Below are 18,583 nucleotides of genomic sequence, written 5' to 3' on the forward strand. Positions count from 1 at the left end.
CGCGGCGGCGGGGGCGGTGGGGCCGCTTTTGTCACGCAAGCGGCCGGAAGCGGGGCTTTTCCCCGTTCGGGCAGCTTCGTCTCAGCGGCGGCGGAACAGCGACGTCAGCCAGCTCCAGACGCCGCCGCCCTTGCGCCGGGGCGTGGTGTCACGGCCGACGCGCTGCTGCGCCACATGCGGGCGCGGAAAGGTCGGCGGCAGGGCAGAGGCGATGGTGTGCCGCCCGTCATCGCGCGCGGCAACCAGGCGCAGCTCCAGCGCCAGAACCTGCGCCACGTGGGCGGAGGGCGCGGTCGAGGCCAGGCCATCCGCCGTCGCGGCCGCGTCGTCCCACGCGCCGGCGCGGCGCAGGGCGTCGGTCACCCGCACCGTCTGCTCGGCATCCAGGGCCGGGCCGCTGCGCCACAGGGCCACGGCGTCCAGGCGCCATTCCGCGGCCAGCTCGGGCAATTGCAGGTCGTCGGCCACCCAGGCGGCGTGCAGCGTTGCTTCGGCCGCCGCGTGTAGCGCGCCGGTTTCCTCCAGCACATGCGCCCAGGCCAGGAAGCGGCGGGCCAGCGGCGGGTATGTGGCTTCCGTCACCAGGGCGCGGAACGGGCCGGCGGCCACGGCCTCGGCCGCCGCGGGGTGGGCACGGGCGATGTCGGGGGCGGCGTAGGCACAATGCGGGCATTGCTGCAGCCAGCGCGCCATGGTGCCGCGCAGCGGCTCGCCCGGGCGCAGGTCCAGATCGGGCGGCTGTTCCGGCGGGCCGGGGCGGAAGGGGGGCTGACGGCTCTCACTGCCGCAGACGGCGCAGCGCAGCGGCCCGGCCGAATGGCCCGCTTTGGAGCCGGTTGAGGAAGAGGAACTCGCCATTGCCCTAAGGTAAGGATGAAATCGCCGGGCGCGAAGGGGAAGAGAAGTCATCCGCGCGCAATAATCACGCCTGTTGCCGCTGTTGCATGCCTGGGCATGGCCGGGCCAAACTCCGCCATGCCCCGCGGAGACCTCTTCCCCGATATCGCGCCGTACGAGACCGGCTTGCTGCCGCTCTCCTCCGGCCACGTGATGTATTGGGAGCAGGTGGGCAATCCGCGCGGCCAGCCGGTGCTGTTCCTGCATGGCGGCCCCGGCGCCGGGGCCGGCGCGGTGCACCGCCGGTTCTTCGACCCGCACCATTGGCGCATCATCATCTTCGATCAGCGCGGCGCCGGCCGGTCCCGCCCGCTGGGCGACCTGCGGGACAACACCACGCCGCACCTGGTGGCGGATATCGAGCTGCTGCGCCGCTTCCTCGGCATCGAGCAATGGCTGCTGTTCGGCGGTTCCTGGGGCTCCACCCTGGCGCTGGCCTACGCCCAGGCGCATCCGGAGCGGGTGACGGGCTGCGTGCTGCGTGGCGTGTTCCTGGGCCGGCGGCAGGAGGTGGAGTGGTTCCTCTACGGCCTGCGCCGCGTCTTCCCCGATGCGTGGGGCCATTTCGCCAGCCACGTGCCGGTGGGGGAGCAGGAGGACCTGCTGACCGCCTACCTGGCCCGCCTGTGCAACCCGGACCCCGCGATCCACCTGCCGGCTGCCTATGCATGGAGCCAGTATGAGGGGCTGTGCAGCACGCTGCTGCCGAACCCGGATACGGTGGCCCATTTCGCCCAGGACCGGACTGCGCTGGGGCTGGCGCGGATCGAGGCCTATTACTTCGCGCACGACCTGTTCCTGCGGCCGGACGGGCTGCTGGCCGGCATGGCGGCGATCGACCACATCCCGGCCGAGATCATCCAGGGCCGCTACGACATGATCTGCCCGGCGGAAAGCGCCTTCGACCTGGCCGCTGCATGGTCCCGCGCCCGGCTGACGGTGGTGTCGGATGCCGGGCACTCGGCGTTGGAGCCGGGCGTGCGGACGGCGCTGGTGGCGGCGGTGGAGCGCTTCCGGCGCCGGGGATAAAGGCGGGGCCGGGCGTCAAAGGCGTGTGGACCGGTGCGCGCAGGAACGGTAAACCATGCCCCGGCGTCTCCGTAGCTCAGCCGGATAGAGCACCAGATTCCTAATCTGGGGGCCGTGGGTTCGAATCCCGCCGGGGACATGCCTTTCAACCACTTATGAGGCGCATCCGCCTCTGGTTTCCGGGCAGTCCCAGAACGGGTGCGAAAACTTCGCCGGTAGGGTTGGTGGCTTCCCACGCATTGATGGCTCCGGCCGCGACATCTCCGCGACGCGGAATGTAGGTGTCGAGGATCTTCATCGCTTCGTTGATCGAGTGACCGGACACCGCCGCAATCTGACTGGGGTCACTCAAGCCAAAGCCATCTGCACCATACCGGTGCGCCGCAAATCCCGCCTCTGACTGTCCAGTAGCTGCGCCTGAAATGCGAGCCTTCGCCTCGTTCCGGATCCGTCCACGCTTCCTGCCCAGCGCCTCGGCCGTCAGTGCTGCACGCGCCAGGACGCCCGCCGCCACCCTGGCCGCCGCCGCCAGTACCACGGAAGGCAAGGCGGCGCTGAGCTGGCCGGTCTGGTCACCGCCGCCGGGGCCGCCGTGCCGGCCGTGGAGGCCGTCTCCGGTCTGCCACAGTGGGCTGGCTTGGCGCTGGTGGTCTCGGTCGCCGCCGTGGTCCTGGCGGTGGTGCTGACCCACCGGCAGGACCTGCCGGCGTGATCGCCGCCCTCGGGGCGCGCGCCTCGGGCTGGCTAGCGGCTGTTGGCGCCGTGCTGGCGGCCCTGGCCGCCGCCTGATGGGCCGGGCGGCGTGCCAGCACCACCAACCACCAGCGCCCGCACCCGTGCGCTGGAAGCCGAGAGCCGAACCAGGGAGACCCGTGATGCGGTGGAGCGCGATGTGGCTCGCCTACCTGACGCAGCTGGCCAGCTGCGCCAGCGGTGGAGCCGGATTGATGGCTGCGGCGCCTGGCGGCCGATCCTGGTCAGCCGCACCAGCACCCTGGCGGACGGGACGGCGCGGCAGATCCTGGCGCACAACGAGACCGACGCCCGGCTCTGCGACTGGTAGTCGGAAGGCCAAGACGGAGCCAATGTGAAAGTCCTGTCACCGGCGCATCCAGCTTCAGCCCCCTCATTGCCGCCCCACATCGCCGGCGGCATAGTTTTGATGACGTCGTTCCTTCTCGGACACCCGCATCATGACCCACCCCAGACTGTTGTTGTTGTGTCTGGTCGCTGGCGCCTGTCTGCTGTTCAGGTCCGCTCTTCCACTCGCTCAATCGCTGTCGAGCGAGGGTGACTTCGACCCTGTGGCAGTTGTCGACGGCAGCGAGATCAGCCGTGCTGACTGTGCCAAACTCGAAGCCGACAATACGGCTATCTGGGTTGATGTTGGCGGTCGGACAGCCTGCATCCGTTACTACGCGGCAGGTCTGAATCCCGCTCCCGTTTCCAACAAGGTGGCCGCAATTTGGATGAACGGGGACGTCCTCGGCCCAAGTGGCAGGAACGCTGACAGACGACAGAGCGGATTCGGCCCGCAGCACATGATCGAACTCGAACAACAGTTATCGGGCCGCTTCGAGGTGCCTTCGATCTATCTGGGCCGTCCTGGAACCTACGGAAGCTCCGGCAAGCATTACACGACGAGAGGCCGCCCTATCGAGGCACAGCTCATCAATGCGGCTCTGGACGGAATCAAACGACGCTACAGTATCCAAGCCTACGCCCTTGGAGGGCACAGCGGCGGCGGAACGTTGGTCGCAGAGATGCTGGCGCGCCGTGACGATCTGCAATGCGCGGTTATTTCCTCCGGGGCATCAGCCTACCGTGCGTACTTGGAAGCACGCGGCCTGCTTCAGCCTGGCGGAGCCCTTTCCCGATTCGATCCGTATGACTCCCTCGACAGGGTACCGGCAAGCCAGACGCGTCGGGTGTTCGTCATCGGCGACCCGCGCGAAACCAATGTTCCTTTCTCCGCTCAACAGCTCTACTTTCAGGGCCTTATACAGCGGGGGCATGCCGCATGGCTTATCCCTCTCGAGCGGGCACGAGATAGCCGGCACCACGATCTCGTGGATTTCGGCGAAACCGCTAACTTGATGTGCGCCTCTGGAGCAAGCACCGACCGGATCATCGCGACTTTAGTGAATCTTCCAGAGCCAGCACCCCGTCGATCAAACTGATTCGAGACTTTGAGCGTGCTCCACCGTCCGCGTATTGAAATGCGGGGCAGCGAGCCGTCGCTGGCCAGGTGCGCGAGCGGCGGAGCCGGGATTGATGTCTGCGGCGCTGGCAGCCGATCCTGGTCCGCCGCGCCGACACCCTGACGGACGGGACGGCGCGGCAGATCCTGGCGCACAACGAGACCGGCGCCCGGCACCGCGGCTGGTAAAGCGCTCGTCAGGCCTGGTCTCCAGGACCTCGGCTATTCAGGGTAAGTCTCACGACTATCCGGCGTGGTGTTGTTGAAAAGAATGAATGCCAGCGGATTGCCAGGCTCGGACATCGCATCACTGCGCTGGCCCGTCACCTCTCCAGCCACACTGCTGGTATACTCCGCCACCACTTGGCCGAAGCTATTCCGCTGGATGGCCACCTTCTGCCCGACTTCGACCTTATCATTGAGCTTGACCAGATGCTCGACGAGGCCGCCCTGGGTTGCAATGATCGGCAGCGCGCTATTGCCAATATAGACACCAACATCCTTGCCTGTGCGCCCCATTGGGCCGGCCAGGATGCCGTGATGCTTGAGAACGTTCATCGTGCCTTCGACGAACAGCGAGGTCATTTCGAGATTCAAGACGCGCGCAGCACCGATCTCCGGTGTGAAGGACGGGATGCCAGCATCGACAAACGCGTTATGCAGCACGCCTGGATACACATGATTGTCGAAGATCTGGCCGACAGGGTAAAGTTCGACCATCGCCCTGACCTCGGGCACGTCCATGCTAGCCAGATTGAAGGCAGTCACATCGAAGCCGGTTGTTCCAGTGTGGAAGTCGATGGCGGCGTCGGCATTCGGTCGTAGCAGCCGGTTGAACAGCAGCCCAGCATGCCTGCTGGGCGCGGTCACACCGTTTTCGTTCCCTGGCCATTCCCGATTCATGTCGATCAGATCAGCGCCTCTGCCAGAATTTGGCCATCTGCGCTGCATGCCCTCTATGGCTGGTCGGGATACGTCTGTGACAGCCATCACCGTGCCTGACATCTCTGCCGGGTCAAGCTGATTCATCACGGATTGAACCGCGTGCACGGAACTCATCTCGTCGCCATGCACACCGCTGACTAGAACGACGCGCTTGCCAGGCCTGGCCCCCCTGGCCACCGTCACCGAGACATACCAGTGTTGGCCGGTGGGCATCTGAACGCCCTGAAAATATAGAAAATGCTTCTTCCCAGCGGCCAGATCGTTAACGTCAAGTGTGCTGACGACCTTCTTCCCCTGGATTTCATCCCCGGTATAGACCGTCGCAGATGGCGCATCAGGCGCCGGACTGACAGAGGGATTCGCTAAACCCTGGGCTTCTGCAGAACCAGTATTGGCCAGGAGCACAGCCGATGTGCCGATCGTCGTGAGGGAAGCGATCACGAAATCGCGGCGATCAAGGCGTCCGGGTGGTTGGCTTGACATGATGCAGACCCTACCCCTGCGAGAATGGATGTTTCTGACGATACTATACACGTCGATTGTTCACCTGGAGGATATCCTTCCACCGCCTGACATAGCGTGGTGACAGGCGCTGTGCCTTCGTCGACTGCTTCCACGCGATGCCGGTGCTGGCCACCCCGCAGCGCGCCCACACGGAACATTGCTGGCATTCACCGCTGCACGGCCAGGGAGCTCGCCAGCGAGCTCTGGGCAGCTGATAGCCAGTCGGTTGGTCATCGGGCGCTACGCCTTGTCGTGCTTCAGACCCGGGATGATCCTGCTTCGCCAAGCCCTGCTGACCCTGCTGCTGACTGCGCTACCCGCCTGGGCCAAGACCCTGGCTGGCCGCGTGGTCGCGATTGCCGATGGCGATGCCCTGACGCTGCCGACGGCGTCCAACTAGCAGGTGAAGGTCAGGCTGCACGGCATCGACGCCCCCGAAAGCCGAGAGGCCTGGGGAACTCGGGCACGCCAGGCTGTCTGGTATGGCGTTTCAGCGCGAAACACGGGTGGAAGTGCGCGACACCGACCGCTACGGCCAGACTATCGGCCGGGTCTATGCAGCGCCGGTCGACGTCAATGCGGAGATGGTGCGGCGGGGCATGGCCTGGGTCTACACCCGCTCAAACCGCGACCCGGCGCTGGCGCTGCTGTAAGTCGAGGCCCGGGCCGCGTGCCGGGGCCTTTGGGCTGATCCCCGTCCGGTCCGGCCGTGGGCTGGCGGAAGCAGCAACGGCGCTGATAGTCGGGGACGGCGAGGTTTAGACCTTAGAGGCCGCCTGCTCGCAGTTTGTGCAGCAGTTCTTGCGCTCGCTCACGCGCCTCCTGTGCCTCGAAACGAGTATGCTGTGAGCGCGCTACAGTTTCGCAGGCCCTGATACGAAGTTCTCGGGATTTGCTCAGGCGAGTGAGCAGCTGTTCCCGGATCAGCTGCATCTGCTCGTTGATCTCGACCCATGGTGGAACGACTTTCTGCATGATCCCCTGATCACTGATGCTCGCGCAGGATCTCGTTACTTTTCTCGGGCCACCTTAAAAGCTAGACAGTATTGCGCCAACCTGCTGATTTCCGGGAATAACGCCGCAATAGGCGCCGGGCTGCAAAGTATTAATAAGTTCCAGCTGGAAGATATTCTCTCAGCAATGATGTACGCAGCAAAAGCCGCTGCGCCTTCGTCGTCCGTCTCCGTGCAATGCCAGTGCTAGCATCTGCGACGCCCCGCGCCACGCTGGCATTGGTGGCGACCATTCCTGTCATGATTTTCAACGGGCTTGATTATCCCTGTTGGCAACGGGATGGGCCAGGCCGGCGGAGATCTGACACATCGATGAGTCCCAAATGGGCCTCCAACGCGGCCACTGGCAGATAAATCAACACTTCCAGCTTCCCAAGGCGTAGCCTCCTCCCGTTCTCAGTGACAGGAGCAACCCATGCATGGCATGCGGGGCTTAAGTGTTACGCTCGGGGCGGCAGCCATCGCTATATCCAGCATCGCCATGGCGCAGGAGCCTGCGCGGCCAAACCTATTGCTCCGCGAGATTGTGCAAGGCATGCCTCATGGCGAGCAGCAGGAGGTGCGCATCCTCACTGCAACGATCCAGCCTGGCCAGGCGACACAATTCCATACGCACCGCTTTCCCGTTGCAGTCTATGTGCTGGAAGGCGCCTTCACGCTGGAGATGGAGGGGCGCGAGCCGGTGACTATTCGGGCAGGAGGGGCCATGGTGGAGCCACCGAGCGTTAGAATGACGGGATACAACCGCGGCGTGGATCCCATGCAGGTTGTTATCTTCTATGTCAGCGACCCTGGTACCCCCTTTCTCGACCCAACCCATTAGCAAGCGCCTTGGGACTAACGCGGATACATTGACCGATCTGGAGCGCGCGGCGCGCTTCCTCTAACTCTAGCGCACCACCTTCGATGGCAAGGTCGCCGGCCGCAATTTTGGTGTGGCGGTCGGCGCCCCTGCCCGCTTCGACGTGACCAAGCTTGGAGCCACGTTGGAAGAGATCAATGAGACGACGATCTTGCCCTTGGCGCGGCCGGCTTCGGCATAGGCAAGTGCCTCGTTCAAGCGGTCGAACGGGAAGACTCGGTCGATCACCGGGCGGATGGCGCCGCTCTCGATCAGCGCCGTGATGGCGGCCAGTTGCTCGCCGCTCGCGTGCATGAAGAGAAACGCGTAGCTGACGCCCTGGCGCTTCGCCTTGCGGCGTATCCCGGCGCTGAGGACACGGATCGCCTGGCGAAAGATCCAGCTCAGGCCCTGCTTGCTGGCGAAGGCCGGATCGGGCGGGCCTGAGATCGAAACCAGCGCACCGCCCGGCTTCAGCACCTTCAGCGACTTCCGTAGCGTCCTGGCATCGAGGCTGTTGAGCACCACGTCGTAGCCGGTCAGTTCCTCGGAGAAATCCTGCTTCCTGTAGTCCACGACTATCTCCGCGCCGAGGTCGCGCACCAGGCCGAGATTGGCTGTGCCGGCTGTCGTCGCCACATGCGCGCCCAGATGGCGGGCGAGCTGGATGGCGAAGGTGCCCACGCCGCCTGATCCGGCATGGATCAGCACCTTCTGACCTGGCGCCACCTTCGCCTGCTCCACCAACACCTGCCACGCCGTCAGGCCGACCAGCGGGATGGAAGCGGCTTCCTGCATCGAGAGATTGGCGGGCTTTCGGGCGACATCGGCCTGATCGACGGCGATGAACTCCGCGAAGGTGCCGATCCGCCCGTCCCGCGGGCGCGCATAGACGGCGTCGCCGATCTGGAAGCGCGTCACATGAGCGCCGACGCCCGCCACCAAGCCGGCGACGTCATGGCCCAGAATGACGGGCGGCTTGTAGGGCAGGATCGGCTTGAACGCGCCGTCGCGGATCTTGGTATCGAGCAGGTTGACGCCGGCGGCGTGGATCTCGATCAGGACATCATCCGGGCCGATGGCCGGTTCCGACACGTCGGCGAGGCGCAGGCCCCTGCCCTTGCCGTAGGCGTCGAGGAGGTAGGCTTTCATCACGGCGGCGTCTCCGCAAGGCGTTGCCACCCCTGGCGCCGGGACAGCGCCGGCGCCAGGGGTGGTCGGGCAACGTGTCAGCCGTTGGCGGCAGGGTAGTCGGTGTAGCCTTCCGCCCCGCCGCCATAGAGCGTCGCCGGGTTCAGCGCGGCCAGCGGCGTGCCATGCCGGAAGCGGCCGACCAGGTCGGGGTTGGCGATGAACGGCCGGCCGAAGGCGACGAGATCGGCCTTGCCTTCGGCGATGCGGCGGGTGGCCAGCGCCTGGTCGTACCCGTTATTGGCGATGTAGGTGTTGGAGAAGCTGCGGCGAAGCTTCTCGTAGTCGAACGGCGCCACGTCGCGCGGGCCGCCCGTCGCCCCTTCGACGACATGGATATAGACGATGCCAAGGGCGTCCAGCCGCTCGACGATGAAGTCGAACTGGCTCTGCGGATCGCTGGCGGAGATGCCGTTGGCGGGCGAGGCGGGCGAGAGGCGGATACCCGTGCGCTCCGCACCGATCTCGGCGGCGACGGCCTGCGTGACCTCCAGGATCAGCCGCGCGCGGTTCTCGACCGAGCCACCATAGGCGTCGGTGCGGGTATTGGCGCCGTCCTTGGCGAATTGATCGAGCAGGTAGCCGTTCGCCGCGTGGATCTCGACGCCATCGAAGCCGGCCGCGATGGCATTGGCGGCCGCTTGGCGGAAGTCGTCGATGATGCCGGGGATCTCGCCCAGTTCGAGCGCCCGGGGCTCGGACACGTCGGCGAAGCCGTTATTGACGAAGGTCTTGGCCTGGGCGCGGATGGGAGACGGCGCCACCGGGGCGACGCCACCGGCCTGCAGGTCGACATGGCTGATGCGGCCGACATGCCAGAGCTGCAGGTAGATCACCCCGCCCTTTGCGTGCACCGCGTCGGTCACCTTGCGCCAGGCCTCGACCTGCGCCTGCGTGTAGATGCCTGGCGTATCCTGATACCCTTGGCCCTGCTGCGAGATCTGCGTGGCCTCGGAGATCAGCAGGCCGGCCGAGGCCCGCTGGGCGTAGTACTGCACGGTCAGGTCGGTCGGCACGAAGCCCTTGCCGGCCCGGTTGCGGGTCAACGGGGCCATGACGACCCGGTTGGCCAGCGTCACGGAACCCAGCGTGTAGGGTTGGAACAGCGTCTGGTCGGTCATTGAGACTCTCTCGGCAGGATATGGGGTTTCGGCGATGGGCACGGTGGAGGGCGATCAGCCGTGGCTATGGCGATGGGTGTGGAGAGCGGCCAGCCCTGCCACCAGGGCAGCGGCCGGAACGCCTGGCTCCGGCGTCAGGCAGGCCGCACGCCGCACGAAATGGCCAGGTTGGGTCGCGCCAGATCCGGCCGAGGCATCAGCGGTGAGGTCGGCTGGGCGGACCATGGGACTTGCTCTCTCTCCATCAGCCATTAAATATGACAGACGTCATGATTAGTTAAACATGATAGCGGTCCTGAAAACTGTCAATGCCGCTACCGGGGGTTTTGTGATGAAGGTTAGTCGCGAGCAGATGGCAGAAAACCGCGCACGCATATTGGATGCGGCCAGCCGGCTGTTCCGGGAGCGCGGCTTCGATGGCGTCACGGTCTCGGAAGTGATGAGGGCGGCAGGCCTGACGCATGGCGCCTTCTATGGCCACTTCGCCTCGAAGGACGATCTCATCGCGCAGACAGTCGCCCATGCCCTGGCCCCTTCGGGGAGCGAGGGGACTGACCTCGCCGCATGGATGGATGCGTATCTCTCCCCGCATCACCGTGACCGTGCCGCGACCGGGTGCCCCACCGCCAGCCTGGCCAGTCTGCTGCGGCACCAGTCGCCAGGCGCCCGGGCGGCGCTGACCGAGGGGCTGCGCGGGCAGCTGGACCGGCTTGCCAGCGCCGTGCCGGGTACGGATGCGGCCGAGCAGCGGCGCGCCGCGATCGGCAGTTGGGCGGCCATGGTCGGCGCGGTGATCCTGGCCCGCGCTGTCGTCGACCCGGCGCTGTCCGACGAAATACTGGCGGAGACGCGGGCGTGGATCGAGCAACGGGGCAAGCAGCCCGCCTGAGGGCGGGCGGAGGTCCGGCGCGCCCCGCAGCTTCTGGAACCACCATAAGAAAAGGTGGCGCAGGCTGAGACCTGCGCCACCTTCTGTCATTGGCCTGCATGCGCGGGACGGTGCTTCACCCTTCCCGCAACCGCATCAGCGGGCCGGCGGCGCCCCAGGGGCCGCACCACCCGGCATCGGCATGGCGGTGTAGCCCTGGGGGACGGTCAGCTGCGCGGGCTCGATCGTCCCGTAGGTCACCTGCGTGGCTTCCATGGTCACCGCGGCGCCGTTGGGCGCGCTGGTCACGGTGCGCAGCAGCACGCCGTCATCGGTGAAGCAGGACGTGCCGCGGGCCTGGCCGGCCACCATTTCCCATTCCGTGCAGGTGTTGCCGGCGATTGTCGCGTTGCCCTTGCGGGTGAAGGTGGCGCCGGGGGGAATCTCCTGCGACATCGCGGCCACGGTGGCGGGCGGCATCGTCATGATCGCGCGCTGGGCGTCCATCACCATGACGGCCGTGTTCGCCCCGCGGTCGATCAGCATCCAGCCCATGCCGCCCGGCGGGTCGACACGCTGCTTGTTGGTCGAGGGCGAGAACGCCATCCGCATGTCCTGCGGCGGGGCGCCCGCGAAGCCGCTCATGCGATAGGTCACCGAGACGTCACGCGTCGGCCGCACATTCGCGGGCTGGGCCAGGGCGGGCACGGCAACCAGGGCAACAACAGCGGTAGACGCCAAGAGACGGATCATTCAATTCCTCCAGATAAGCAGTAGTCGATTGTGGTCTGAAGCGGCATTCCTGCATAGTTCTGCAATAAACACGTTCCGGAGAGGGTGGGACGTTCTGCAATCGCCATTGACCAGAGCCGCTCTATTGTCAATTTTACTTGATGCCTGTTCGGCGACATGCAGCGGGAGACTTCGTGGCACGAAGACGGTACGCCCCGGCATGATCCCATCCTGACGTGGCTTCAGAACTGAGGGGCAGCAAAGATGCAGCCAGGCCGTGGCGCGTTGCCTTGAGCCAGGGACTGGCAACGCATGATGGTAGCAGTGAAGCCTGCCCGTCCCCGTAGTACAGGGTTGTTCAGGCATCATGCCCTGTGCAGCGGGAGTCCGTTACGCGGTCGAGGGCGGCAGACAATGGAGGCTGGTTTCTCTCCACGCTGCCCATTACTGCAGAAATACAAATTTACCCTCGCGAATGAACCAGCATTCCGCAATCGCCCCGCAGCGAAACTACCAGGTGACGGGAAGGGCGTGCGCCGCTTCGTAGATGCGATATTCGAACCGAATGCCGTGGTGCCCAACCTCGTTGCCGGCATCGTCGCCAATGCCGACGATGCGGATGAGGGCGTGGCGCCCAAACGCGTTTTCCGCATAGAGGTAGTCGCCGACCTCCGGCGTGCAGGTATCGGACGACGCATCGACCTGATCCGGGTGGACCGGAAAGTCGCGCTGGGGCGCCCTGACCCGGGCCAGGCGCTTCAGATCCGTCCCCTGCCTGCCAACATGGATTCTGCCACCAGCCTTCTTGCTGAACCGGAGATTGAAGGCACGCTCGCCGGCCCCGATCTCGATCTGTCCGCTATGGGTGGCGCCATCGAACGCCACGACACCCCGGCATGCGGCGGGCTCGCCCGCATGCGACGACGGCAGGGATTTCGATATGACGTTGATCGGGTGCTCGGGCGGGCCCGCCCGGCGCAGCGTGGCGTACAGGTAGGCCAGCGTGGCCAGCAGGGCCAGCACGAAGGGCAGCAGCCACGGCACCGACACCAGCCCGGCAGCCAGGGATGCCGCCACGCCAGACCCCTGCAAAGCCTGTGAGGCGCTCTCCTCCTCGCCCAGATTATCCAGCACGAAGGTCACGGCGGCCCAGCCCCACAGGACCGCCTGCAATGCCCAACCCATCAAGATCCACATCGGCTTCGATCCGTCCCGCGCCTGGATGCCGCGTTGCCCGTGGCGCCGGGTATTACTTGCGCCCGCTGTCATACGCAGCCGGGCCGCGTGGCGCGGACTGGCGCGGCTCTTCCTCGGTCGTGATCACGCGCGTTCCCAGCAGGATGGCGAAGACCAGCATCGGGATGGCCCAGTATTGCAGCGGCAGGCCCCAGAAGGAGTGCCGCGCCCGCTCCCCAGGGTGACCGCCACGGTTCCAGCGCAGGCCCAGCCAGAAGACCAGGACGGCCGCGACGCCCACGGCCAGGCCCACGCCCCGGTCGACCGCCGGGCCGTCGATCTGGCGCAGCACGATCATCGGCAGGAACATGCCGAGCGCCAGCAGCCAGGTGACCCACCAGCCCCGGCCTTCCCAGAATATGAACACGCTCGCCTCCGTCCCCGCAGAGGGACGGATCGTAGGTGCGGCCTGCGGGCGGCACCAGGGGGCGGCAGCGCCCTTCCGCCGTATTCGCGCGGCGCCGTCCCCCCTGCCCCGGGCCACGCCCGACGGGCGGTGCGGCAACCATCCCCACGCCGCTCCGGTTGAAACCGCACCAGCACCGTGGCTCAGCCCGCAGGAAGGAGACCTTCATGCCCGCGATCCCGCACGCCGCCGGAATCGACAACACCATCCCGTTCCTGCGCGAGGCCTATACCTTCGTCTCCCGGCGCTGCGAGCGGTTGGGGTCGGACCTGTTCACCACACGCATCATGCTGACCCCGGTGCTGTGCATGCGGGGGGCAGAGGCCGCGCGGGTGTTCTATGACGGGGACCGCTTCACCCGCCAGGGCGCCATGCCGCAGACCGTGCTGCGGCTGTTGCAGGACAAGGGCAGCGTGCAGGGGCTGGACGGCGCCGCGCACCGCCACCGCAAGGCGCTGTTCATGTCCCTGATGTCACCCGACGGCATCGCCCGCATCGCCGGGCTGCTGGAGCATCACTGGCGGGAGGCGCTGCCGCGCTGGACCTCGATGGCCGAGGTCAGGTTGCTGCCGGCGATCGGCGATGTCCTGACCCGCACCGCCTGCGACTGGGCCGGCGTGCCGGTGCCGGAGCGGGACATGCCCACGCTGTCGCGCGAATTGCAGGCGATGATCCGGGAAGCCGGCCATGTGCGCCCCGGCACGCTCTACGCCCTGGCGCTGCGCCGCCGCACCGAGCGGCGGATGCGGTGGCTGGTGGAGGATGTCCGCGCCGGCCGCGTCACGCCACCGGAGGGCAGCGCGCTGGCGGCCGTCGCCCGGCACCGGGAGCCGGACGGCACGCCCCTGGGCAGCAACGCGGCGGCGGTGGAGCTGATCAACCTGCTGCGGCCCGTCGTCGCGGTGAACCGCTTCATCATCTTCGCCGCGCTGGCATTGCACCAGCACTCCGAATGGCGGCAGCGCCTGGCCGACGACGAAGCCTGGCTGGAGCCGTTCGTGCAGGAGGTGCGGCGCTTCTACCCGTTCTTCCCCCTGGTCGGCGGCCGGGTGCGCCGGGGCTTCGAATGGGCTGGCCACCGCTTCGCCGCGCGGGACTGGGTGATCCTCGACCTCTATGGCACCAACCACGACAGCCGCCTGTGGCCGGAGCCGGAGCAGTTCCGGCCCGAACGGTTCAAGGACTGGCCGGGCGACCCCTACACCTTCATTCCCCAGGGTGCGGGGGACCCCATGGCGGGGCATCGCTGCCCGGGCGAGCGCATGACCATCGCCCTGATCGGGCGCGCGGTCCGGCTGCTGCGTGGCATGCATTACGACGTGCCGCCCCAGGATCTCAGCATCAGCCTGTCGAACATGCCGGCAGCGCCGCGCAGCCAGCTGGTGCTGAGCCGCGTGCGCGCGGCAGCCTGACGCCGGCGGCGGGCAGGATCGGCGCATCTGGCCTGAGAGCGTGATGGCTTGAGGTGGAATCGCCGAAAACCTGAATCACGCGACCAAACAAAGGCGTAGAACATGCTGCGTGAACGAATGTGAACACATCATGTTCTAGCGTTCGCACCGATGGCTGAACTGGCCTAGTGTCGCAGCTCGCACCCTCACTCCCCGTGCCTTCGTTCCTCAGGCGACTGCCTCCGGACTGCGCCGCAGCACCCGGCCTCCGGCAAGGAAAAAGGCCATGGATTGCCAAGAGACAATTGAGAAGTTCCGCCAGACGCTGATCCGGGCCCAGAACGCCAGCGACCGTGCGCACGAAACGCTGGACCGCCTGCAGGCGGCCGAATGCCATAGCCGCCGCGAAGGCAACCGGCTGCGGGGGGAGACGGACAAGCGCCTGCAGCGCACCGTCCAGCTCTCGGCCAGCCTGCACGAAAAGCCGCGTCGGGCCGAGGCGCTGCCGGTCACGCCGCGTCCCCCCGCCCGCCTCGCCCGCCCCGCCGCGCGGGGCTGAGGCCGGGCAGGCTGGTGCGCGAGCCAGGCCTCAGCAGCGCCGGGCGGCCGCTTCCATCTCCGGCCGCCGATACAGGATCATGCCGCCGTGGTGCAGCACGCCGCCAATGAAGTCGCCATCGGCGGTGAAGCCGGTATCGTCCCAGTATTCGATGTGGTCGCCGGTGATCTCGTAGCGGCCCAGATAGGCGCATTCGCGCTGCCCCCGCGCTTCCTCGTACCGCCCGCCGGGTAGCAGGCGGTGCCGCACGCGGCCATCGGCGGTGACCCACATGCCGGCATAGGGGTGGTGCTGTTCCGTCGCGGCGCCGGTGGGTGGGGTCTCCCGCCCGGGGTTCGTCTGGGCCTCGGCCAGGCTCGTGCCGAGCGCGAGCATGGAGGCCGCCATCGTCGAAAGTCGTGGCATGGTCATCTCCTCGGGTCTGGCTGGCGGCGCGGCGGCCGGCCAGCGGATGGTGGATGCGTTGGCGGAGGGCTGGCCCGGCCCTTCATGGGTGGCGCGGGCCGCCACATCGCCGTCCGCCGGATCAGCGCGTGGCCGTCGGGCGCAGGACGATCTCGTTGACGTCGACATCCTCCGGCTGCTCGATCGCGTAGCGCACGGCGCGGGCGATGGCGGTGGGGGAAAGGGCGATGGCGCGGTAGCTCTTCATCGCTTCCACCGCGACGGGATCGGTGATGGTCGATGCCAGCTCACTCTCCACCACGCCGGGATGGATGCAGGTGACGCGCAGCGCATCGTTCTCCTGCCGCAACCCGTCCGAGATGGCGCGCACCGCGAACTTCGTCGCGCAATAGACCGCCGCGGTCGGGGAGACGGCGAGCGCGCCGATCGAGGCGATGTTGATGATCTGGCCGGACCGGCGCGCCGTCATCTCCGGCAGCACGGCGGCGATGCCGTAGAGCACGCCCTTGATGTTCACGTCGATCATCCGGTCCCACTCTTCCACCTTCAGGGAGGCCATGAGCGAGAGCGGCATGATGCCGGCATTGTTGACCATGACGTCGACGCGCCCCCAGGCGGCGCGGGCGGCATCCGCCAGGGCCTGCACATCGGCACGGCTGGTGACATCCACCGCATGGGTCAGCACGGTGCCGCCCGCCGCTGTCAGTTCGCGCGCAATGGCCTCCAGCCGGTCCGTCCGGCGTGCGCCGAGCATGACCCGCGCGCCCTGCGCGGCCAGTTCCCGCGCGATCGCCTCACCGATCCCACTGGAAGCGCCAGTGACCACCACGACTTTGTCGATTGCCATCCTTGTTCTCCCTCTGGATTGGACGAGGGGGAGACTATCTGCGGCGTATTTGCGCTACTATCAGGTGATTCCGTGATGCACTGGTAAGCTGGACTCACCAATGACCACAGACCTTCGCGCCCTCTCTGTCTTCATCGCCGTGGCGGAGGCGCGCAGCTTCCGCGCGGCGGCGGACCGGCTGGGGGTCACGCGCTCCGCCGTCAGCCAGGCGGTGGGCGGGATGGAGGCCGGGCTGGGCGTGGCGCTGTTCAACCGCACCACCCGCAGCGTCGGCCTGACGGAAGCGGGGCTGCAACTCTACCAAGCCACCGCCCCGGCGATGTCCGACATCGTCGCCGCGCTGCAGACGACGGCGGACCGGATGGAGCGGCCGCGCGGCCTGCTGCGGCTGGCGGTCTCCTCGATCGCCGAGGAATTCCTGACCGGCCCGCTGCTGGCCGGCTTCCTGGCGGCGTTCCCGGAGATCCGGCTCGACGTCTCCGTCACCGATGCGGAATACGACATCGTGGCCGAGGGCTTCGATGCCGGGGTCCGGCTGGGCGAGGTTATTGAGCAGGACATGGTGGCGGTGCCGGTCTCGGCCGACCAGCGGCAGCTGGCGGTTTGCGCGCCGGCCTATCTGGAACGGGCCGCGGCGCCGCTGCACCCGCGCGACCTGGTGCATCACCGCTGCATCGGCTGGCGCCCGGCGCCGGGCGTCGCCCCCTATCGCTGGGAATTCGCCGAGGACGGGTGGGAATTCGACGTCGCCGTCCAGCCCGAGGTCACGACGAACGACATGGCGCTGATGATCCGCCTGGCCCGTGGCGGCGCCGGCATCACCTTCGGCATGGAAGAGAGCTTCCGGCCCTGGCTGGAACGCGGCGAGCTGGTGCCGTTGCTGGAGGCGTACAGCCCGCGCTTCCCAGGCTTCTACCTGTATTTCTCCAGCCGCCGGCTGCTGCCGCCCAAGCTGCGGGCCCTGGTCGATTTCATCCGCAAGCGCCACGCGCCGCAGGGCTGAGGCGCGACGGCAGGAACAGCGAACGACAGTACTCTATGCCGCATCCGGCTGCGGCCATGACGGTGCCGGCGCATCGGCCAAGCACTGATGACAGGCGCCAGACCGCGCAGGCAGAACCCGCGCAGCCGGTACATTGCAGACATGCAACAAGAATCCAGGCCCTGGCAGCGGAAGCAGGACTATAAAGCAACGCGGCTGTCATTCGGTTGGGAAGCAAGATGAAGCCATCGGTCGTTGCAACGGGTGCCTTCGCCGCGCGGGAGCAGTTCGACGCCTGGTGCGCCTGGTTCCAAGGGGTCTTCGCCGTCCAGCCCAACGGGCAGGAGGCGGCCGGCTTCCTGGCAAGCAGCACCACCTGGACACTGGATTCCGCCCTGCTCTGCCGCGTGGCGACACCGCCGATCAAGGTGAAGCGGGACAGCGGCATGATCCGGCGGGACCATCTGGACCACTGGAACATCGCCATCGGCTTGGGCGGTGCGGCCACCGGGCTGGAATCCGGCCCACGCAACCACACCGTGCCCTCCGGCGTGCCCTTCATCATCTCCCTCGGCAACCCCCTCAGCAGTGAGCGGGCGGCCGACGAACGGCTGCAGCTGTATTTCTCGCGCGACCAGTTCCCCAGCCTCAATGCGACGCTGGACATGGCCAGCGGCCATCCGCTGAACACGCCGCTCGGCCTGCTGCTGGCGGATTTCATGAAGCTGCTGGAGCGCAACCTGCCGGAGATCTCCGCCGAGGATCAGCCACGCCTTAGCGAGGCCTTGCGCGCGATGCTCGCCGCCTGCATCGCGCCGACGGGGGAGCGCCTGGCCGAAGCGCAGATGCTGACGCGGCTGACGCAGATGGAGCGTATCCGCGTGGCGGTGCGGCAGCGTATGGCGTCCTCACGCCTCGGCCCGGCGATGCTGTGCCGGGAGGTCGGCATCTCCCGCTCCCAGCTCTACCGCATCCTGGAGAGTGAGGGCGGCGTGGCGCGCTACATCCTGCAGTTCCGGCTGAACGAGGCCTTCGCCAGGCTCAGCGATACCGGCGTGTCCTGCACCATCGCCACGATCGCGGCGGCGCATGGCTTCGCCGACGCTTCCACCTTCAGCCGTTCCTTCCGCCGGGAATTCGGCGTGACGCCGACGGAGGTGCGCGCGGCGGTGCAGTCCGGCGTCATGGTCAAGCCCCGGGCCAAGCCGGTCTTCGCCGCGGATGCGCTGACCCTCCAGGCCTGCCTGCGGGGGCTATAGTCCCGGCGCGGTGCGGCACGCCGCATCGGTATGAACGGCGAAGATCGCGCTCCATACTGGCGTTTCCACAAGCCGCGCCCTAGCTACACAACGGCGTCAGACTTGGGCGCGCCTATAACCTTCGGCGCGGTGAGGGGTTCGACTCTCTGTTCGTATC

The 18,583-nt window shown here is 67.1% G+C and carries 21 protein-coding genes and 1 tRNA gene; 12 read left to right on the forward strand and 10 right to left on the reverse strand.

Going from position 1 to position 18,583, the window contains the following annotated elements; all coding sequences use genetic code 11:
• Positions 1-81: 81 nt before the first annotated feature.
• Positions 82-858 (reverse strand): hypothetical protein, encoded by a 777-nt coding sequence (locus IBL26_RS13940; RefSeq protein WP_187785107.1) that lies wholly within the window; start codon positions 856-858, stop codon positions 82-84.
• Between the two features lie 117 nt (positions 859-975).
• Between IBL26_RS13940 and pip the strand changes: the two genes are divergently transcribed.
• Positions 976-1,926 (forward strand): prolyl aminopeptidase, encoded by a 951-nt coding sequence (gene pip / locus IBL26_RS13945; protein ID WP_187785108.1) that lies wholly within the window; start codon positions 976-978, stop codon positions 1,924-1,926.
• A gap of 65 nt (positions 1,927-1,991) precedes the next feature.
• Positions 1,992-2,065: transfer RNA gene (locus IBL26_RS13950), tRNA-Arg, on the forward strand.
• A gap of 6 nt (positions 2,066-2,071) precedes the next feature.
• Here IBL26_RS13950 and IBL26_RS13955 read toward each other — a convergent pair.
• Positions 2,072-2,473 (reverse strand): hypothetical protein, encoded by a 402-nt coding sequence (locus tag IBL26_RS13955; RefSeq protein WP_187785109.1) that lies wholly within the window; start codon positions 2,471-2,473, stop codon positions 2,072-2,074.
• A gap of 345 nt (positions 2,474-2,818) precedes the next feature.
• Here IBL26_RS13955 and IBL26_RS13960 point away from each other — a divergent pair, with 345 nt between their 5' ends.
• Positions 2,819-2,989 carry a hypothetical protein gene (locus IBL26_RS13960; protein WP_187785110.1) on the forward strand — a complete coding sequence of 57 codons (171 nt, stop codon included), beginning with the start codon at positions 2,819-2,821 and terminating at the stop codon, positions 2,987-2,989.
• A 130-nt stretch (positions 2,990-3,119) separates the two neighbouring features.
• Entirely contained in the window at positions 3,120-4,106 is a 987-nt protein-coding gene (locus IBL26_RS13965) for an alpha/beta hydrolase family protein (RefSeq protein WP_187785111.1), read from the forward strand.
• A gap of 242 nt (positions 4,107-4,348) precedes the next feature.
• Here IBL26_RS13965 and IBL26_RS13970 read toward each other — a convergent pair whose 3' ends face one another.
• The gene (locus tag IBL26_RS13970; protein ID WP_187785112.1) at positions 4,349-5,554 is read right to left on the reverse strand and encodes a M14 family metallopeptidase; all 1,206 of its coding nucleotides are present in this window, start codon (positions 5,552-5,554) and stop codon (positions 4,349-4,351) included.
• A 289-nt stretch (positions 5,555-5,843) separates the two neighbouring features.
• On the opposite strand from IBL26_RS13970, the gene IBL26_RS25925 reads away from it, so the two are divergent.
• The 3 genes from IBL26_RS25925 to IBL26_RS13980 all read left to right on the forward strand — a co-directional run bounded on the left by IBL26_RS25925 (position 5,844) and on the right by IBL26_RS13980 (position 7,411).
• Positions 5,844-5,975, forward strand: coding sequence for a hypothetical protein (locus IBL26_RS25925; RefSeq protein WP_277817318.1), 132 nt, complete (start codon positions 5,844-5,846; stop codon positions 5,973-5,975).
• An 82-nt stretch (positions 5,976-6,057) separates the two neighbouring features.
• The gene (locus IBL26_RS13975) at positions 6,058-6,228 is read left to right on the forward strand and encodes a thermonuclease family protein (protein ID WP_187785113.1); all 171 of its coding nucleotides are present in this window, start codon (positions 6,058-6,060) and stop codon (positions 6,226-6,228) included.
• A gap of 775 nt (positions 6,229-7,003) precedes the next feature.
• A complete protein-coding gene (locus IBL26_RS13980) occupies positions 7,004-7,411 on the forward strand; it encodes a cupin domain-containing protein (RefSeq protein ID WP_187785114.1) in 408 nt (135 codons plus the stop codon).
• Positions 7,412-7,477: 66 nt separating this feature from the next.
• Here the strand turns inward: IBL26_RS13980 and IBL26_RS13985 are convergent, their stop codons facing one another.
• Positions 7,478-8,581 (reverse strand): NADP-dependent oxidoreductase, encoded by a 1,104-nt coding sequence (locus tag IBL26_RS13985; RefSeq protein WP_187785115.1) that lies wholly within the window; start codon positions 8,579-8,581, stop codon positions 7,478-7,480.
• A gap of 77 nt (positions 8,582-8,658) precedes the next feature.
• The gene (locus IBL26_RS13990; protein WP_187785116.1) at positions 8,659-9,741 is read right to left on the reverse strand and encodes an alkene reductase; all 1,083 of its coding nucleotides are present in this window, start codon (positions 9,739-9,741) and stop codon (positions 8,659-8,661) included.
• A 331-nt stretch (positions 9,742-10,072) separates the two neighbouring features.
• Between IBL26_RS13990 and IBL26_RS13995 the strand changes: the two genes are divergently transcribed.
• Entirely contained in the window at positions 10,073-10,630 is a 558-nt protein-coding gene (locus IBL26_RS13995; RefSeq protein WP_187785117.1) for a TetR/AcrR family transcriptional regulator, read from the forward strand.
• Positions 10,631-10,765: 135 nt separating this feature from the next.
• Here IBL26_RS13995 and IBL26_RS14000 read toward each other — a convergent pair whose 3' ends face one another.
• The 3 genes from IBL26_RS14000 to IBL26_RS14010 form a co-directional block, all read right to left on the reverse strand.
• Positions 10,766-11,362, reverse strand: a complete 597-nt coding sequence (locus IBL26_RS14000) for a hypothetical protein (protein WP_187785118.1) — start codon at positions 11,360-11,362, stop codon at positions 10,766-10,768.
• Positions 11,363-11,851: 489 nt separating this feature from the next.
• A complete protein-coding gene (locus IBL26_RS14005; protein ID WP_187785119.1) occupies positions 11,852-12,484 on the reverse strand; it encodes a hypothetical protein in 633 nt (210 codons plus the stop codon).
• Positions 12,485-12,590: 106 nt separating this feature from the next.
• Positions 12,591-12,944 (reverse strand): hypothetical protein, encoded by a 354-nt coding sequence (locus IBL26_RS14010; protein WP_187785120.1) that lies wholly within the window; start codon positions 12,942-12,944, stop codon positions 12,591-12,593.
• A 206-nt stretch (positions 12,945-13,150) separates the two neighbouring features.
• On the opposite strand from IBL26_RS14010, the gene IBL26_RS14015 reads away from it, so the two are divergent.
• Both IBL26_RS14015 and IBL26_RS14020 read left to right on the forward strand, forming a co-directional pair.
• The gene (locus IBL26_RS14015; protein WP_187785121.1) at positions 13,151-14,395 is read left to right on the forward strand and encodes a cytochrome P450; all 1,245 of its coding nucleotides are present in this window, start codon (positions 13,151-13,153) and stop codon (positions 14,393-14,395) included.
• A gap of 265 nt (positions 14,396-14,660) precedes the next feature.
• Positions 14,661-14,933 carry a hypothetical protein gene (locus tag IBL26_RS14020; protein ID WP_187785122.1) on the forward strand — a complete coding sequence of 91 codons (273 nt, stop codon included), beginning with the start codon at positions 14,661-14,663 and terminating at the stop codon, positions 14,931-14,933.
• 30 nt (positions 14,934-14,963) lie between these two features.
• On the opposite strand, the gene IBL26_RS14025 is transcribed toward IBL26_RS14020, so the two are convergent.
• Positions 14,964-15,338, reverse strand: coding sequence for an Atu4866 domain-containing protein (locus IBL26_RS14025; protein WP_187785123.1), 375 nt, complete (start codon positions 15,336-15,338; stop codon positions 14,964-14,966).
• Between the two features lie 121 nt (positions 15,339-15,459).
• A complete protein-coding gene (locus tag IBL26_RS14030; RefSeq protein ID WP_187785124.1) occupies positions 15,460-16,185 on the reverse strand; it encodes an SDR family oxidoreductase in 726 nt (241 codons plus the stop codon).
• A gap of 100 nt (positions 16,186-16,285) precedes the next feature.
• On the opposite strand from IBL26_RS14030, the gene IBL26_RS14035 reads away from it, so the two are divergent.
• The gene (locus tag IBL26_RS14035; RefSeq protein ID WP_187785125.1) at positions 16,286-17,188 is read left to right on the forward strand and encodes a LysR family transcriptional regulator; all 903 of its coding nucleotides are present in this window, start codon (positions 16,286-16,288) and stop codon (positions 17,186-17,188) included.
• A 218-nt stretch (positions 17,189-17,406) separates the two neighbouring features.
• A complete protein-coding gene (locus IBL26_RS14040; RefSeq protein ID WP_187785126.1) occupies positions 17,407-18,426 on the forward strand; it encodes a helix-turn-helix domain-containing protein in 1,020 nt (339 codons plus the stop codon).
• Positions 18,427-18,583 lie beyond the last annotated feature (157 nt).

Source organism: Teichococcus aerophilus, from assembly GCF_014490485.1.
GTDB classification, from domain to species: Bacteria; Pseudomonadota; Alphaproteobacteria; order Acetobacterales; family Acetobacteraceae; genus Pseudoroseomonas; species Pseudoroseomonas aerophila.

Coding starts and splice junctions, on each gene's coding strand:
- IBL26_RS13990 (WP_187785116.1), bottom strand. CDS start 9,741: ATGACCGACCAGACGCTGTTCCAACCCTACACGCTGGGTTCCGTGACG.
- IBL26_RS13975 (WP_187785113.1), top strand. CDS start 6,058: ATGGCGTTTCAGCGCGAAACACGGGTGGAAGTGCGCGACACCGACCGC.
- IBL26_RS13965 (WP_187785111.1), top strand. CDS start 3,120: ATGACCCACCCCAGACTGTTGTTGTTGTGTCTGGTCGCTGGCGCCTGT.
- IBL26_RS14015 (WP_187785121.1), top strand. CDS start 13,151: ATGCCCGCGATCCCGCACGCCGCCGGAATCGACAACACCATCCCGTTC.
- IBL26_RS25925 (WP_277817318.1), top strand. CDS start 5,844: ATGATCCTGCTTCGCCAAGCCCTGCTGACCCTGCTGCTGACTGCGCTA.
- IBL26_RS13980 (WP_187785114.1), top strand. CDS start 7,004: ATGCATGGCATGCGGGGCTTAAGTGTTACGCTCGGGGCGGCAGCCATC.
- IBL26_RS14000 (WP_187785118.1), bottom strand. CDS start 11,362: ATGATCCGTCTCTTGGCGTCTACCGCTGTTGTTGCCCTGGTTGCCGTG.
- IBL26_RS14040 (WP_187785126.1), top strand. CDS start 17,407: ATGAAGCCATCGGTCGTTGCAACGGGTGCCTTCGCCGCGCGGGAGCAG.
- pip (WP_187785108.1), top strand. CDS start 976: ATGCCCCGCGGAGACCTCTTCCCCGATATCGCGCCGTACGAGACCGGC.
- IBL26_RS14030 (WP_187785124.1), bottom strand. CDS start 16,185: ATGGCAATCGACAAAGTCGTGGTGGTCACTGGCGCTTCCAGTGGGATC.
- IBL26_RS14035 (WP_187785125.1), top strand. CDS start 16,286: ATGACCACAGACCTTCGCGCCCTCTCTGTCTTCATCGCCGTGGCGGAG.
- IBL26_RS13970 (WP_187785112.1), bottom strand. CDS start 5,554: ATGTCAAGCCAACCACCCGGACGCCTTGATCGCCGCGATTTCGTGATC.
- IBL26_RS14020 (WP_187785122.1), top strand. CDS start 14,661: ATGGATTGCCAAGAGACAATTGAGAAGTTCCGCCAGACGCTGATCCGG.
- IBL26_RS13995 (WP_187785117.1), top strand. CDS start 10,073: ATGAAGGTTAGTCGCGAGCAGATGGCAGAAAACCGCGCACGCATATTG.
- IBL26_RS13985 (WP_187785115.1), bottom strand. CDS start 8,581: ATGAAAGCCTACCTCCTCGACGCCTACGGCAAGGGCAGGGGCCTGCGC.
- IBL26_RS14025 (WP_187785123.1), bottom strand. CDS start 15,338: ATGCCACGACTTTCGACGATGGCGGCCTCCATGCTCGCGCTCGGCACG.
- IBL26_RS13940 (WP_187785107.1), bottom strand. CDS start 858: ATGGCGAGTTCCTCTTCCTCAACCGGCTCCAAAGCGGGCCATTCGGCC.